At 69.5% G+C, this 13,075-nt stretch carries 15 protein-coding genes; 7 read left to right on the top strand and 8 right to left on the bottom strand.

From position 1 onward, the window contains the following. Nucleotides 1-40 precede the first annotated feature (40 nt). Nucleotides 41-1,426 (top strand): serine hydrolase domain-containing protein, encoded by a 1,386-nt coding sequence (locus ACZ5TL_RS01225; protein ID WP_468586396.1) that lies wholly within the window; start codon nucleotides 41-43, stop codon nucleotides 1,424-1,426. 59 nt (nucleotides 1,427-1,485) lie between these two features. On the opposite strand, the gene ACZ5TL_RS01220 is transcribed toward ACZ5TL_RS01225, so the two are convergent. Together ACZ5TL_RS01220 and ACZ5TL_RS01215 are read right to left on the bottom strand one after the other, a co-directional pair. After that, nucleotides 1,486-1,938, bottom strand: a complete 453-nt coding sequence (locus ACZ5TL_RS01220; protein WP_468586395.1) for a GNAT family N-acetyltransferase — start codon at nucleotides 1,936-1,938, stop codon at nucleotides 1,486-1,488. 38 nt (nucleotides 1,939-1,976) lie between these two features. Continuing rightward, on the bottom strand, nucleotides 1,977-2,441 hold the full coding sequence (locus tag ACZ5TL_RS01215) for a MarR family winged helix-turn-helix transcriptional regulator (protein WP_468586394.1): 465 nt from the start codon (nucleotides 2,439-2,441) through the stop codon (nucleotides 1,977-1,979). A 141-nt stretch (nucleotides 2,442-2,582) separates the two neighbouring features. Here ACZ5TL_RS01215 and ACZ5TL_RS01210 point away from each other — a divergent pair, with 141 nt between their 5' ends. After that, the gene (locus tag ACZ5TL_RS01210; RefSeq protein WP_468586392.1) at nucleotides 2,583-3,791 is read left to right on the top strand and encodes an MFS transporter; all 1,209 of its coding nucleotides are present in this window, start codon (nucleotides 2,583-2,585) and stop codon (nucleotides 3,789-3,791) included. An 84-nt stretch (nucleotides 3,792-3,875) separates the two neighbouring features. On the opposite strand, the gene ACZ5TL_RS01205 is transcribed toward ACZ5TL_RS01210, so the two are convergent. Further along, nucleotides 3,876-4,742, bottom strand: coding sequence for a GNAT family N-acetyltransferase (locus tag ACZ5TL_RS01205; RefSeq protein ID WP_468586390.1), 867 nt, complete (start codon nucleotides 4,740-4,742; stop codon nucleotides 3,876-3,878). A gap of 592 nt (nucleotides 4,743-5,334) precedes the next feature. On the opposite strand from ACZ5TL_RS01205, the gene ACZ5TL_RS01200 reads away from it, so the two are divergent. Then, nucleotides 5,335-6,924 (top strand): globin domain-containing protein, encoded by a 1,590-nt coding sequence (locus tag ACZ5TL_RS01200; RefSeq protein WP_468586388.1) that lies wholly within the window; start codon nucleotides 5,335-5,337, stop codon nucleotides 6,922-6,924. A gap of 9 nt (nucleotides 6,925-6,933) precedes the next feature. Here ACZ5TL_RS01200 and ACZ5TL_RS01195 read toward each other — a convergent pair whose 3' ends face one another. The 5 genes from ACZ5TL_RS01195 to ACZ5TL_RS01175 all read right to left on the bottom strand — a co-directional run bounded on the left by ACZ5TL_RS01195 (nucleotide 6,934) and on the right by ACZ5TL_RS01175 (nucleotide 10,674). Beyond that, complete coding sequence (locus ACZ5TL_RS01195) at nucleotides 6,934-7,416, bottom strand: NUDIX domain-containing protein (RefSeq protein ID WP_468586386.1); 483 nt, start codon at nucleotides 7,414-7,416, stop codon at nucleotides 6,934-6,936. A gap of 88 nt (nucleotides 7,417-7,504) precedes the next feature. After that, nucleotides 7,505-8,410, bottom strand: coding sequence for a LysR family transcriptional regulator (locus tag ACZ5TL_RS01190; RefSeq protein ID WP_468586384.1), 906 nt, complete (start codon nucleotides 8,408-8,410; stop codon nucleotides 7,505-7,507). 189 nt (nucleotides 8,411-8,599) lie between these two features. Continuing rightward, nucleotides 8,600-9,802 (bottom strand): cystathionine gamma-lyase, encoded by a 1,203-nt coding sequence (locus ACZ5TL_RS01185; RefSeq protein WP_468586382.1) that lies wholly within the window; start codon nucleotides 9,800-9,802, stop codon nucleotides 8,600-8,602. Continuing rightward, nucleotides 9,799-10,290: a low molecular weight protein-tyrosine-phosphatase gene (locus tag ACZ5TL_RS01180; RefSeq protein WP_468586380.1), complete on the bottom strand. Its 492-nt coding sequence runs from the start codon at nucleotides 10,288-10,290 to the stop codon at nucleotides 9,799-9,801. The genes ACZ5TL_RS01185 and ACZ5TL_RS01180 overlap by 4 nt, the downstream gene beginning before the upstream one ends. Nucleotides 10,291-10,296: 6 nt before the next feature. Next, the gene (locus tag ACZ5TL_RS01175; protein WP_468586378.1) at nucleotides 10,297-10,674 is read right to left on the bottom strand and encodes a phage holin family protein; all 378 of its coding nucleotides are present in this window, start codon (nucleotides 10,672-10,674) and stop codon (nucleotides 10,297-10,299) included. A 60-nt stretch (nucleotides 10,675-10,734) separates the two neighbouring features. Between ACZ5TL_RS01175 and ACZ5TL_RS01170 the strand changes: the two genes are divergently transcribed. The 4 genes from ACZ5TL_RS01170 to ACZ5TL_RS01155 all read left to right on the top strand — a co-directional run bounded on the left by ACZ5TL_RS01170 (nucleotide 10,735) and on the right by ACZ5TL_RS01155 (nucleotide 13,023). Further along, on the top strand, nucleotides 10,735-11,052 hold the full coding sequence (locus ACZ5TL_RS01170) for a cupin domain-containing protein (protein ID WP_059414731.1): 318 nt from the start codon (nucleotides 10,735-10,737) through the stop codon (nucleotides 11,050-11,052). 164 nt (nucleotides 11,053-11,216) lie between these two features. After that, on the top strand, nucleotides 11,217-11,429 hold the full coding sequence (locus ACZ5TL_RS01165) for a DUF5326 family protein (protein WP_468586375.1): 213 nt from the start codon (nucleotides 11,217-11,219) through the stop codon (nucleotides 11,427-11,429). Nucleotides 11,430-11,775: 346 nt separating this feature from the next. Next, entirely contained in the window at nucleotides 11,776-12,489 is a 714-nt protein-coding gene (locus ACZ5TL_RS01160) for an IclR family transcriptional regulator (protein WP_468587062.1), read from the top strand. A 99-nt stretch (nucleotides 12,490-12,588) separates the two neighbouring features. Continuing rightward, nucleotides 12,589-13,023, top strand: coding sequence for an SsgA family sporulation/cell division regulator (locus ACZ5TL_RS01155; protein WP_468586374.1), 435 nt, complete (start codon nucleotides 12,589-12,591; stop codon nucleotides 13,021-13,023). Nucleotides 13,024-13,075: the final 52 nt, after the last annotated feature.

Raw genomic sequence — 13,075 nt, 5'->3', positions numbered from 1 at the left:
TGAGGTCGACTCGCGGGGCAGGTCCAGGTGGACTTGGGCCATGACGACACCTCAGAAAGAGCTGCTTCCCGCAACGCGTCGTGCGCTGCTGCACCGGATCGCCGTGGCACAGTCGCAGGGGCGGGCACCGTCGCTGGTCGCGGCCGTTGTCCGGGACGGACGTGCCGTGTGGCACGGTGCCCGGACCTCGGTGGATGGGCATGCGCCGAACGAGCACGTCCAGTACCGCATCGGCTCGATCACCAAGACCTTCACCGCCGTCCTCGTGATGCGCCTGCGGGACGAGGGACTGCTCGGGCTAGGGGATCCACTGGAGAAGTACGTGCCGGGCACCGGCGCGGGGGAGGCCACGATCGCCGAACTGCTCGCCCACACGGGCGGGCTGGCGGCCGAGTCACGCGGGCCGTGGTGGGAGCGCACATCGGGATCCCTACGCCCGGAACTGTCCGATGTCCTCGGCGAGCAGCCTCTTCTGCACCCCGTCGGCCGACGGCACCACTACTCCAACCCCGGCTACACCTTGCTGGGCGCGCTCGTGGAGGAGGTGCGGGGGACCTCCTGGGAGGAGGCGCTACGGCGTGAAGTGCTCGAACCTCTGGCGCTCGACCGGACGAGCGCACGGCCGCAGGCACCGTACGCGGGCGGCTGGGCCGTGCATCCCTGGGCCGACGTGCTGCTGCCCGAGCCGGCCGAAGACCTCGGCCGTATGGCAGCCGCCGGCCAACTCTGGTCGACCACGGGGGACCTTGCCCGGTTCGCGTCCTTCCTGGTGAAGGGCGACGAGAAGGTGTTGAGTGCCGAGTCCTTGCGGGAGATGCGGACCCCGGCGGCGCCGGCGGAAGCCGCGGACGTGATGTCGGGAGACACCTACGGCCTCGGCCTGCAGATCCAGAGCCGGTACGGTCGGCTGCTCGTGGGGCACAGCGGTTCCCTGCCGGGCTTCCTGGCAAGTGTGAGTATCAGCGTGGAGGACGACGTGGCGGCGGTCGTCCTGGCCAACTGCACCTCAGGGCCCTTGGTGTCCGGGGTCGCCGCCGATCTTTTGCGCATCGTCGCTGAGGCGGAGCCGCGCATCCCCGCCCCGTGGGTGCCGATGCGTGAGGTGGAGCCGTCGATGCTCGAGCTGACGGGCCAGTGGTACTGGGGGACATACGCTTTCGCCCTGCGGCTCACCGTCGACGGGCTCGCCTCGTTGGAGCCGCTGTCCGGCAACGGTCGCCGCTCACGGTTCCGCCCGAACGGGGATGGTACCTGGACCGGGCTGGAGGGCTACTACGCCGGAGAGCTGCTGGAGGCCGTACGGCGGCCTGACGGGTCCGTGAGCCATCTGGACCTGGGCTCGTTCGTGTTCACGCGTCAGCCGTACGACGAAGGGGCTCCCGTGCCGGGTGGGGTCGACCCCAAGGGCTGGCGTGGGATCGGCTGAGCGGTGACCTGAGAGTGTGCCCGTGTTTCACGTGAAACACGGGCACACCCGTATGTCGGTCAGAGCTGGAGCTTGAAGCCCGTGTGGGAGGCCGTGAAGCCGAGCCGTTCGTAGAAGCGGTGGGCGTCGGCGCGCGTCCTGTCGGAGGTCAGCTGGACCAACTGGCAGCTCTGCTCCCGTGATTCGGCGATCGCCCACTCGATGAGCTGTGTCCCGAGGCCGCTGCCGCGTTCCTCCGCATGGATGCGAACGCCTTCGATGATCGACCTGGTCGCTCCGCGTCGGGACAGCCCGGGGACGAGCGTGAGCTGCAGCGTGCCGACGACGCGGCCCTCGCGGACCGCCACGACCAGGCGCTGGTTCGGATCGGCGCTGAGTCGTTCCAGCGCGGTCAGGTACGGAGCGAGGTCGTCCGGTGACTCGCGCTGCGCGCCCAGCGGGTCGTCGGCGAGCATGGCGACGATCGCCGGGACGTCGTCGGCGACGGCGGCACGTATCTCAAGATCTCCCATGGACAGACCCTACGCAGGAGCGGCCCGCGTAGGGCGTCCTAGGCGGGCAGCAGGGCCTTCAGCGTCTCCACGACCCGGACCAGTTGGGTCAGCTCCGGGTTCTTCGCCGCCTCGTCCAATGCCTCGCGCAGGGCGGCGTCGTTGGTGGGCCGTGCCGCTTCCAGCAGTTCCAGGCCGGCCTCGGTGACGTTGGTGTAGATGCCCCGGCGGTCGGTGGGGCACAGGTAGCGCTCCAGGAGCCCGCGGTCCTCCAGCCGGGTGACCAGGCGGGTGGTGGCGCTCTGGCTGAGGACGACCGCGTCGGCGACCTGCTTCATCTGCAGGTGGCCTCCGTCCCCGTCGTGCTGTCGGCTGAGCACGTCGAGCAGGGAGTACTCCCGCGCGCTGAGGTCGTGCTTGGCCTGCAGGGCCCGCTCGATGTGGGCCTCGATCCTCCCGTGCAGCAGGGAGAGGGCGCACCAGCCCTGGGCGAGGGCGGTGAGCTCGGGGTCCGTCGCTGTCATTGGCGTTTCCTCTGTCCCGGAGCGGCTGACACCCAGGATAGAGCAGTCGTGCAATAGACGGCGGATGCATGTAGCCCGTGCATGCAACAATTGTGCACGCACGTAATGTGCTCCTGCAATCCTCTGGAAGGCAGCCCTTCCATGCCTCTCGCGCTTCTGGCTCTCGCGATCGGGGCCTTCGGAATCGGAACGACAGAGTTCGTGATCATGGGCTTGCTGCCCGAGGTGGCGGGCGACTACGGAGTCTCCATCCCCACTGCCGGATACCTGGTCACCGGCTACGCGCTCGGTGTCATGTTCGGTGCCCCGGTGATGACCATGCTCGGCACCAAGGTCTCCCGCAAGCGGATGCTGATGCTGCTGATGGGCCTGTTCATCGTCGGCAACCTGCTCTCGGCACTCGCCCCGGCCTTCGCCGTGATGCTGATCGGCCGGATCGTCGCCCTCCCGGCCCATGGCGCTTTCTTCGGCATCGGCTCAGTCGTGGCCGCCGACCTGGTCGCGCCTGACAAGAAGGCCGGGGCCATCGCGATGATGTTTACCGGGCTGACCATCGCCAACGTCGTCGGCGTCCCGCTGAGCACGCTCGTCGGACACTCCGTCGGCTGGCGGGCTACCTTCGCGATCGTCGCCGCCCTCGGCCTCGTGGGCCTCGTCGGCATCGCCCGGCTCGTCCCCGACATACCCAGGGAGGAGAGCTTGCGCCTGCGGCACGAGCTGGCAGCCTTCAAGAACGTGCAGGTGCTGCTCGCCCTTGCGATGACCGTCCTCGGCTTCGGCGGTGTCTTCGCGGCCATCACCTACATCGCACCGATGATGACCGATGTCACCGGCTTCGCCGAAGGCTCCGTCACCTGGCTGCTGGTCCTCTTCGGCCTCAGCATGGTCGGCGGCAACCTCGTGGGCGGCAGGTTCGCAGACCGTGTCCTGATGCTGATGCTCTACGTCTCACTGGGCGCCCTGGCCGTCGTACTGGCGCTGTTCGCTCTCACCGCGCACGACAAGCTGCTCTCGGCGGTCACCATCGCACTGATCGGTGCCCTGGGCTTCGCCACTGTGCCGCCGCTCCAGAAGCGGGTCCTCGACCAGGCGCACGGCGCCCCGACCCTGGCTTCCGCCGTGAGCATCGGCGCCTTCAACCTCGGCAACGCCCTGTCCGCCTGGTTCGGCGGCCTCGTGATCGCGGCAGGCCTCGGCTACACCGCTCCCAACTGGGTCGGTTCCGCCCTCGCGGCCGGAACTCTCGTCCTGGCCCTCCTCTCGGCCGCTCTGGAGCGCCGTGCCGGTTCCCCCAGCACCGTCGTCACGGGGTCCGCCACCGCGGCGCAGCGGGCCGCTGTCCACCACTGAGCGATCGGGCCGACCCGATCTTCCTTCAAAGCGGGCGACGCCGGTTCCCCGATCTCCAGGGCCGGCGTCGTCCTGTCGGATGGCTCAGCCTGCCGCGACTGTGACCGGTGCGAACCGCCGGCTCCAGTCTCCGGGCAGCTCGGGGATCCCGTACGTCATCACCGAGTTGAAGGCGATGGACGCCAGGCCGTGTTCCTTCACCCAGGCGAGGAGCTCCTCGTGCCGCACGTCGATGTCGGTGCGCAGGGGACGGTCGGTGTGGGAGGCGAGGGAGGCGATGAGCGCCTGGGCCACCGACGTGTCGCGCGCGATGAGCGGGCCGACGACATGGGTGTCCATGTTGGGCCAAGCGGCCGCGTACCCGATGACCTGTCCGTCCTCCTCGGCCACGCGTAGCTGGTCCGCGAAGGCGGGCAGTCGGGTGACGATGTGTGTGCGGTCGGTACCGAACGTCTGCTCGTCGAGGCGGAGGATCGCAGCAAGGTCCTCGGCGGTCGCGGCCCGGGTCGCGACCTTCGGATCCGGTCCGCCCGGAGTGAAGTGGCCGAGCACCATTTCCGCCCGCCCGGTGACCTTGAAGCCGAGCTCTTCGTAGAGGGGACGGCCGAACGGCGTCGCGTGCAGGGCGAGGGGCGTGGTGCCCATCGCGGAGACGACGTGGCGCATCAGCCGGCGTCCCACGCCCTGCCTGGCGTGCCGTCCGGCGACCAGGACCATGCCGATCGCGGCAAGGGAGGGGTGCTCCTGCGGCCCGTACTCGGTGATGACGCAGGCGCTCACGAGGCCTCCGCCGGGGTCGTCGATGCCGTAGCCCTTCCCGGCCGTGAGGAGGAACCCCCACTTGTGCTCTTCCCGTGGCCACCCCCGGTCCTCGGACAAGTCGGCGCAGGCGGTGAGATCGCGTAGCGTCAGACGGCGAATGGGCAGAGAGGCAAGGGAAGGAGTCGGCACGCAGGTCAGGCTGTCCGACGAAGGCCCTTGACGTCCACCTCTTTCGGCGCAGACACAAGAGCTTTTGGCCAGTTGTCGCCGCACGCACAGCACGCGGACACGTGTGGTTGTTTCACGTGAAACACGTAAGAACGGCAGATGCAGGGGATTGAGACGTCGAATGTGGGCGCCCTGTCCGGTAGTTGACGTACCTCATGGTTCGTGTCGCGCCCGCGTTCGTGACGAGGGAAGGGGGCTTGTGGACACTGCGGCGGCCGGTAGGGTCGACTCCGGTTCGCGTCAGGGACGAGGTGACCCGTCCCGTGTGGGCCGAGTGCAGGGCAACGCAGCCTAACGGGACGGAGAGATCGAAGACCTGCGTTTCCGGTGATGCGACGGAACCGTCCAGGCGAGTGGAAAGCTCGGTACGAGTTACTGCGGCCAATGTCACACTCTCGCCTTACTTGTCCGTACGGAACCGGAGTACGGGTTGAATGTGGCCGCATCGGCCGCGACAAGGATGGGAACGCAGACCGTCCACGGGGGAAAGCAGGCACCTTCCGACCGGGGAAGTGCGCAGACCGACCGAAAGATGCTCGAGGCGAGGCACACCATGGACGCTCCGACCACCACGTCGGCCGACGACGGCACTTCTGGCGGCGGGGGCGGCTGGTTCACACCCCGCAAGACGCCGACGACGGAGCCCGGCAGCGAGGCCTGGACGGCGGAAGGGCGTCGACCGGCCACGATACGCCCGGTGGGCCGGCGCGCAGCCGATCCCGAAACGCCGCCCGACGGCACAGCGGCGCGGTCCGCCTCGATGCCAGACAGCACGAGCACGGGTGCGCCGGGCCAGGAGCGCGAATCCCCGGGCGTGATACCGACGCCCGCCTCCACCGTCGCACGGCACGCCCCGGATCCCGCGCTCGCGAGCTTCGCCTCGGCCTCGCCGGGGCCCGTCCCCACCATGCTCACCCCGGCGCCCTTCACCTCCACTCCTACCGCTCCCTCCGGACCGCGCGTTCCCGCACAGCGGTACGCCCCGGCACCGTCTCCGGGCCCAGCCGTCTCCGCCCCGGCCGAGGAGGCGTCCCCGGACGCACTCCTCATCCGCCGCACCATGGCCGAGGTCGAACCCGTGGCCGACAAGGTCACGTCGTACTTCTACGCCCTGCTCTTCGTGCGCCACCCCGACCTGCGGTCGCTGTTCCCGGCCGCGATGGACACCCAGCGGGACCGGCTGCTCAGGGCCCTGCTCACGGCCGCCGAGCACATCGACAACACCGACGTCCTCGTCGGCTACCTGCAGAACCTGGGACGGGGGCACCGGAAGTACGGAACGCGGGCCGAGCACTACCCGGCCGTCGGTGAATGCCTCATCGGCGCGCTGAGCAAGTACGCCGCCGGCGTCTGGAACGAGGAGATGGAGGCGGCCTGGGTTCGGGCGTACACCACGATCTCCCAGATCATGATCGACGCGGCGGCCGCGGACGAACGGCGCGCCCCGGCCTGGTGGTACGCCGAGATCGTCACGCACGACCTCAGAACGCCGGACGTCGCGGTCGTCACCGTCCGCCCCGACCAGCCGTATCCCTTCCTCGCCGGGCAGTACACGAGCTTGGAGACCCCCTGGTGGCCCCGGATATGGCGGCACTACTCCTTCGCCTCGGCCCCCCGCTCCGACGGTCTGCTGTCGTTCCACGTGAAGGCCGTCCCGGCGGGCTGGGTCTCCAACGCGCTGGTGCACCGCGCCCGCCCCGGCGACATCATCCGGCTCGGTCCGCCCGCTGGTTCCATGACTGTGGACCACAGCACCGACAGCGGTTTGCTCTGCCTGGGCGGCGGCACCGGCATAGCGCCCATCAAGGCCCTGGTCGAGGACGTCGCCGAGCACGGAGAACGCCGTTCGGTCGAGGTCTTCTACGGTGCCCGCACCGATCACGACCTGTATGACATCGACACCATGCTCCGCCTCCAGCAGACGCACCCCTGGCTGTCGGTCCGCGCGATCATCGACCAGCAGGCTCACCAGCAGCTTCCGGACGCGATACGCGCCTTCGGGCCCTGGAACGAGTTCGACGCCTATCTCGCGGGCCCGCCCGGGATGATCCGCAGCGGTGTGGACGTCCTGAGGGATGTAGGCATCCCGTCGAACCGCATACGGCACGACTCCGTCGAGGAACTGGTCGCGGCCGAGAACTGATCAGCCGTCTCAGCTCAGATCAGGCGCGTGCATGGCGCGTACGCCCTCGATGTTGCCGTCCAGGTAGTGCCGCAGCGACAGCGGAACGAGATGGACCGAGGCGATTCCGACTCGGGTGAAGGGCACGCGCACGATCTCGTACTCGCCGACGGGCTCGTCCACCTCGGGGCCGTGGCGGAGGGAAGGGTCCATGGACTCCAGGTGGCACACGAAGAAGTGCTGTACCTTGACGCCGGTCGCGCCGCCGTCGTCCCCGATGTGCTCCACGGTGTCCACGAAGCAGGGCACCACGTCGGTGATCTTCGCGCCGAGTTCCTCGTGCACCTCTCGGTGCAGGGCGTCGACGACCGTCGGGTCGTCGGGCTCGACCCCGCCGCCAGGTGTGAGCCAGTAGGGATCCATGCCCGGCTTGGTGCGCTTGATCAGGATCAGGTCGTCACCGTCCAGCAGAACGGCGCGGGCGGTGCGCTTGACCACGGGTCGGACGGTCATGGGGGAAATGTGGCCCGGCTGGTTCCACGTGAAACATCGCGAAATGTGACCGGCCGGACTCCTGGAGTGAGCTACTGTCCCGCGCGCCTCAGCACCAGGCGCCCGCTGCCCTCTGCAACCACTCGTGCGCCCGCGCGATATGCGGCATCGCGAGGGTCCCGGTGCGGACCACCAGGAAGTACGTCCGAAGCGGCGGCACCGCCGGCTCGTGCAGGGCGACGATGTCACCCCGCTCCAGCACCGCCGCGCACAGATAGCGCGGCAGTACCGCCAGACCCGCACCCGCGACCGCACACGCCAGGACCGCTCGCAGGTCGGGGACGACGACCGTGCCCGGGGCGGCCGGGCGTGAGTCGAAGACAGAGGCCCAGTAGCGGGAGACGAAGGGCAACGACTCGTGTACCTCCACCACGGGCACCTGCTCCAGGGCCGGTTCCGGCTTGCGGCCCGGCTGCCCGGCGCCGAGCTGTTCGGCCCAACGCGGGGCGGCGACCAGGACGTGCTCCTCGTCGCAGAGCGCAGTCGCCGTGAGCAGGGCGCCGCGTGGCCGGGCCGTGGTGATGGCCAGATCGTGATGCCCGGCGGCAAGCCCTTCCAGGGTTTCCTCGGCGTTCCCGAAGGAGGCACGCAGAGCGAAGCCCTGGCCGTCCTCGCCGGTCAGCTCCGTGAGGGCGGGCAGGGCTCGTTCGGCGGTGAACTCCGGAGGTCCGGCGAGGTGCAGTGTCCGTAGGGAGGAGTCGTCGTCGAGGCCGGTCTCGGTGATCTCCACCAGGGCGTCGAGATGCGGGGCGGCCTTGTGGGCGAGCTCATCGCCGATGCTGGTCGGGGTCACGCCGCGGGCCTGCCGCAGGAACAGGGGACGGCCCAGTTGCCGTTCCAGCGTCCGTATCTGCGAGGTGACGGCCGGCTGGGAGAGACCGAGCAGGGCGGCGGCACGTGTGAAGGAACCGGCCCGGTGCACGGTCACGAAGGTCCGCAGCAAGGCCAGATCCACCGTGCACTCCCCTCTTCGGCCCCGCTCCGGCCCCGGACGCGTTCAACTATAAATATGTCGATAGGTCTCTGTCGCTACCGTGATTGGACACTGACAGAGAGTCAACTAGCCTTGGTCGCGCGGTTCTTGCCCGCGGAACCGGGGGACGGTCCGAGCCACGAGGGGGGAGGCTCGGACCGTCCGTGGGGATCAGACCGCCGACGCGTCCAGCGCACGCTGCACGTCCGCCACCAGGTCCTCCGGGTCCTCGGCGCCGACGGACAGGCGGATGAAGCCCTCCGGCACCGCGTCCCCGCCCCAGCGTCCGCGCCGTTCGGCCGTGGACCGCACCCCTCCAAAACTCGTCGCGTCGTCCACGAGCCGCAGCGCGTCGAGGAAACGGTCGGCACGTGCGCGTGTGGGCAGGGTGAACGACACCACACAACCGTAGCGCCGCATCTGCTGCGAGGCGATCTTGTGCGAGGGGTCGTCGGGGAGGCCGGGGTAGCGCAGTCCGGTCACCTCGGGCCGCTCGCGCAGCGCCTCGGCGACAGCCAGGGCCGTCGAGCACTGCCGGTCGACCCGCATCTGGAGCGTCGCGATCGAACGGTGCGCGATCCAGGCTTCCATGGGCCCGGGAATCGCACCGACGATCTTGCGCCAGCGCCGTACGACGGCCATCGCCTCGGGGTCACGGCCGACGACATAGCCAAGGAGGACGTCGCCGTGGCCGGTGAGCTGCTTGGTGCCGCTGGCCACCGCGAAGTCGGCGCCGAGCTGCAGCGGACGCTGGCCGAGGGGGGTCGCGAGGGTGTTGTCGACGGCCACCAGGGCGCCACGCGCGTGTGCCGCCTCCGCGAGCCGCCTGATGTCGCACACGTCGAGCCCGGGGTTCGACGGGGTCTCGATCCACAGCAGTTTCGCGCCGTCGAGGACGTCGAGCTGGGCGTCACCGCCGGTCGGCGCGGTGCGCACCTCGATGCCGTACGCCTCCAGCTGGGCCCGTACCAGGGGCAGTGCCTGGTAGCCGTCGTCGGGCAGGACGCACACGTCACCGGCCCGCAGCTGGGAGAAGAGCACCGCCGAGATCGCGGCCATGCCCGAGGCGAAGACGAGAGCCTCCACAGCGTCCTGGCCGGGCGCCTCCAGCTCGCCCACGGCGCGCTCCAGCAGCGTCCACGTCGGGTTCTCGTCGCGGCCGTAGGTGTAGGGGCCGGTCGGGTCGCCCGGGAGGTGGAAATGGGCGGCGAACACCGGTCCGGGCAGGGTGGGCTCGTGCTTGACCGGATCGGGCAGACCGGCCCGCACCGCGCGCGTGCCGTCACCGGGACCCACGGCCGCCTGGTCCGCGCCGCCCGGCCCCCGGCCGCCGCCCGTCACTCCGCCCGCGCCGCCCGTCGCGGATTCGCTCATGCCGCCCGCCCCTCCATGTCCTCGCGCACTGCCGCGAGCAGACCGGCGCTCGCCGCCTCCACCATCTCAAGACACTCCTCGAAGCCCTCCGGGCCCCCGTAGTACGGGTCCGGCACGTCGAGGGCGTCACCGGCGGCGGGGTCGTACGAGCGCAGCAGCCGCACCTTCCGCTCGTCCTGCTCCGTCGGCGCGAGGCGGCGCAGCGCCCCGAGGTGGCCGGAGTCGAGGGCGATCACCAGGTCGAGGCGGGAGAACCACGAGGGCTGGAACTGCCGGGCCGTGTGGGCGCCGGCGTACCCGTTCTCCTCCAGGACGGCGACCGTGCGCGGGTCGGCGCCGTCACCCTCGTGCCAGCCGCCCGTGCCGGCGCTGTCGACCTCCACCATGCCGTCGAGCCCCGCCTCCGCCACCCGCGCGCGGAAGACGATCTCGGCCATCGGGGAGCGGCAGATGTTGCCCGTGCAGACGAAGCAGACGCGATACGTCATGTCCGCTCAGTCCCTGTCCGGCAGGACGACGTTCAGCGCCCACGAGACGACCGAGATGATCAAACCGCCCAGGACGGCCGTCCAGAAGCCCTCCACATGGAAGCTCAGGTCGAGCGTGTCGGCCAGCCACGAGGTGAGCAGCAGCATCAGCGCGTTGACGACCAGGGTGAACAGGCCGAGCGTCAGTATCAGCAGCGGCAGGCTGAGGAGCTTGACGACTGGCTTGACCAGGAAGTTCACCAGACCGAAGAGCAGCGCGACGATAATCAGTGTGCCGATCTGCTTGCCCGTGCTGTCACCGGTCAGGGTGATCTTGTCGAGCAGCCATACGGCCACCGCCAGGGCACCCGCGTTGGCGATCGTCTTGACTACGAAATTCATCATGTGTCTGATCGTGGCAGACCTGATCGGACACAGGCACAAGAGGCAGGGGCGGACAAGGCGATGAAGGCATTCCGGCTGGACGAACTGGAGGCGGAGCGCGCCGCCAACGAGGGCGCCTACCTGCAGTTTCTGCGTGAGCAGAACATGTCGGTCGGCCTGTACGCCCTCGATGCGGGCGACCAGGATCCACAGAAGCCGCACAATCAGGACGAGGTCTACTTCGTGGTGAGCGGCCGTGCCGCGATCACGGTCGGCCTGGAGACGACCCAGGTGGCGCGCGGCAGCGTGATCTACGTGCCGGCCGGCGTCGCTCACAAGTTCCATCACATCACCGAGGACCTGAGGGTCCTGGTGGTCTTCTCTCCGCCCGAGAGGTGACGGACCGTCTCGGGGTTCCCTAGGGGTCGGGTCAGGGGGAGACAAGGGGCGTGAGGCCCCCGCCGGCCCCCCTCCCGGACCTAGCATCGAGTGCAGGACGTCAGAGATCCAGAAGACCGACAGGACCCGGCACTCGAACGGGCGGAGAGGTAAGGACGAGGGCGATGCGAGAGATCTTCGCGGGACTGCCGTGGTGGGTGAAGTGGGTCGCGGTGCCGGTCATCGCCCTGTTCGTGTTCGGCGGGCTGATCGCCAGTGTGGTCGGCTTTGTCATCGGACTGCTCTTCAAGGTGCTGCTCTTCGTGGCCCTCGTCGGCGGACTGATCTACGTCGTACGGAAGTTCACCTCGAGTTCCTCGTCCCGCGGCGACTGGTGAGACGGGTGGGGAACCGGTGGGGGTAGCGGGAAACGCCTGGAATCACCGGTTCCCTCGGGCGAGGGAAGTTTCCCGGCGGGGCGGTCTGCACGCGGTGGCAGGCGAATAGAGTCCGGAACCCGACGCGGGGACATTCCCCGCGAGCGGCGTACACCCCTCACCCGTGCTCTTCCGCACGGTCTGCCCCCCCTCGCGCTTCGGGAGTGCCCCCTTGGTCCCGGCTCACACCGCACCCGTTCACCTGCGCACCGTCCCCGCGCAACCCCGCTCGGCGACGCTCGCCGAGCCGCCGCCTCCTGCGACGCCCCCGCCTCCGGCGACCCTCATCGGATCCGTGCAGCGCGCGATGCGCCTGCTGGAGGCCGTAGCCGCGCACGAGTACGGCGCCCCCGCCAAGCAACTGGCCCGCGAGACCGGGCTGGCCCTGCCCACGACGTACCACCTGCTGCGCACCCTCGTGCACGAGGGCTATCTGTGCCGGGACAAGGGCCTGTTCTTCCTGGGTGAGGCGGCCGAGCGGCTGGGCAGCAGCGGGGCGCGGCAGAAACGTCGCAGCACGGTCGTCGACGCGCTCGCACAGTGGCGGGACACGCTCGGCGTGCCCGTGTACTACGCGGTGTACCGCGAGGGCGAGATCGAGGTCATGTGCGTCTCCGACACCCCGGGCACCCCGGCGGTCGAGGAGTGGGCCGACTTCCGGGAGACCGGGCACGCGCACGCCGTCGGGCAGTGCCTGCTGTCCCAGCTGGACGAGGATGCCCGCCGCGACCACCTCGACCGCTATCCGGTGCAGCCCCTCACGCCGTACACGGTCCGGGACAATCACAGCCTGCTGAGGCGGCTGGAGCGGATGCGGCGGATGGAACCGGTGACCGAACGTCAGGAGTACGCCCTGGGCGCGGTCTGTGCGGCGATCCCGCTCACGCTCGGCACCACGGCCGCCACGATCGCCATCTCCCTGCCCGCCCACCAGGAGGGCCGGCTGCTGCCCGCGGCCCGGCAGTTGCAGGCCGAGATCGGGCGGATGGTCGGCTCGCTGGCGCTCTCTATCACTATGTGAAAACTCACTCCTTGTGATCTGCTGTGTACGTTCAGCAAGATTCCTCCCAGTGTCAGAGGTTCGTACCCGGCCAGTCGACGGCGAATGACGGGGTTAGCGATGCGCGAGTCCGTACAGGCAGAGGTCATGATGAGCTTTCTCGTGTCCGAGGAGCTCTCGTTCCGCATTCCGGTGGAGCTGCGCTATGAGACCAGTGATCCCTATGCCGTCCGGCTGACGTTCCATTTGCCGGGTGATGCCCCGGTGACGTGGGCTTTCGGGCGGGAGTTGCTGGTCGACGGCGTCGGCCGGCCGTGCGGGGAGGGTGATGTGCGGGTCACACCCGTCGAACCGGACGCGCTCGGCGAGGTGTTGATCAGGCTTCAGGTGGGCAGCGACCAGGCGTTGTTCCGGTCTTCGACGGCACCGCTCGTCGCCTTCCTCGACCGCACCGACAAGTTGGTGCCGCTGGGGCAGGAGGGCTCGCTCGCCGACTTCGACGCCCACCTCGACGAGGCCCTGGACCGCATCCTGGCGGAACAGGGCGCCGGGTGAGACAACGACCGGGCGGCACGGTGGAGTAACGCTTCACCGGGGCTGCCGTGCT

The organism is Streptomyces sp. NPDC033136 (genome assembly GCF_055578235.1).
Note: the sequence above shows the minus strand (reverse complement) of the source record. Positions and strands in the feature narration are given on the sequence as shown.

Coding starts and splice junctions, on each gene's coding strand:
- ACZ5TL_RS01225 (WP_468586396.1), top strand. CDS start 41: ATGACGACACCTCAGAAAGAGCTGCTTCCCGCAACGCGTCGTGCGCTG.
- ACZ5TL_RS01220 (WP_468586395.1), bottom strand. CDS start 1,938: ATGGGAGATCTTGAGATACGTGCCGCCGTCGCCGACGACGTCCCGGCG.
- ACZ5TL_RS01215 (WP_468586394.1), bottom strand. CDS start 2,441: ATGACAGCGACGGACCCCGAGCTCACCGCCCTCGCCCAGGGCTGGTGC.
- ACZ5TL_RS01210 (WP_468586392.1), top strand. CDS start 2,583: ATGCCTCTCGCGCTTCTGGCTCTCGCGATCGGGGCCTTCGGAATCGGA.
- ACZ5TL_RS01200 (WP_468586388.1), top strand. CDS start 5,335: ATGGACGCTCCGACCACCACGTCGGCCGACGACGGCACTTCTGGCGGC.
- ACZ5TL_RS01195 (WP_468586386.1), bottom strand. CDS start 7,416: ATGACCGTCCGACCCGTGGTCAAGCGCACCGCCCGCGCCGTTCTGCTG.
- ACZ5TL_RS01185 (WP_468586382.1), bottom strand. CDS start 9,802: ATGAGCGAATCCGCGACGGGCGGCGCGGGCGGAGTGACGGGCGGCGGC.
- ACZ5TL_RS01180 (WP_468586380.1), bottom strand. CDS start 10,290: ATGACGTATCGCGTCTGCTTCGTCTGCACGGGCAACATCTGCCGCTCC.
- ACZ5TL_RS01175 (WP_468586378.1), bottom strand. CDS start 10,674: ATGATGAATTTCGTAGTCAAGACGATCGCCAACGCGGGTGCCCTGGCG.
- ACZ5TL_RS01170 (WP_059414731.1), top strand. CDS start 10,735: ATGAAGGCATTCCGGCTGGACGAACTGGAGGCGGAGCGCGCCGCCAAC.
- ACZ5TL_RS01165 (WP_468586375.1), top strand. CDS start 11,217: ATGCGAGAGATCTTCGCGGGACTGCCGTGGTGGGTGAAGTGGGTCGCG.
- ACZ5TL_RS01160 (WP_468587062.1), top strand. CDS start 11,776: ATGCGCCTGCTGGAGGCCGTAGCCGCGCACGAGTACGGCGCCCCCGCC.
- ACZ5TL_RS01155 (WP_468586374.1), top strand. CDS start 12,589: ATGCGCGAGTCCGTACAGGCAGAGGTCATGATGAGCTTTCTCGTGTCC.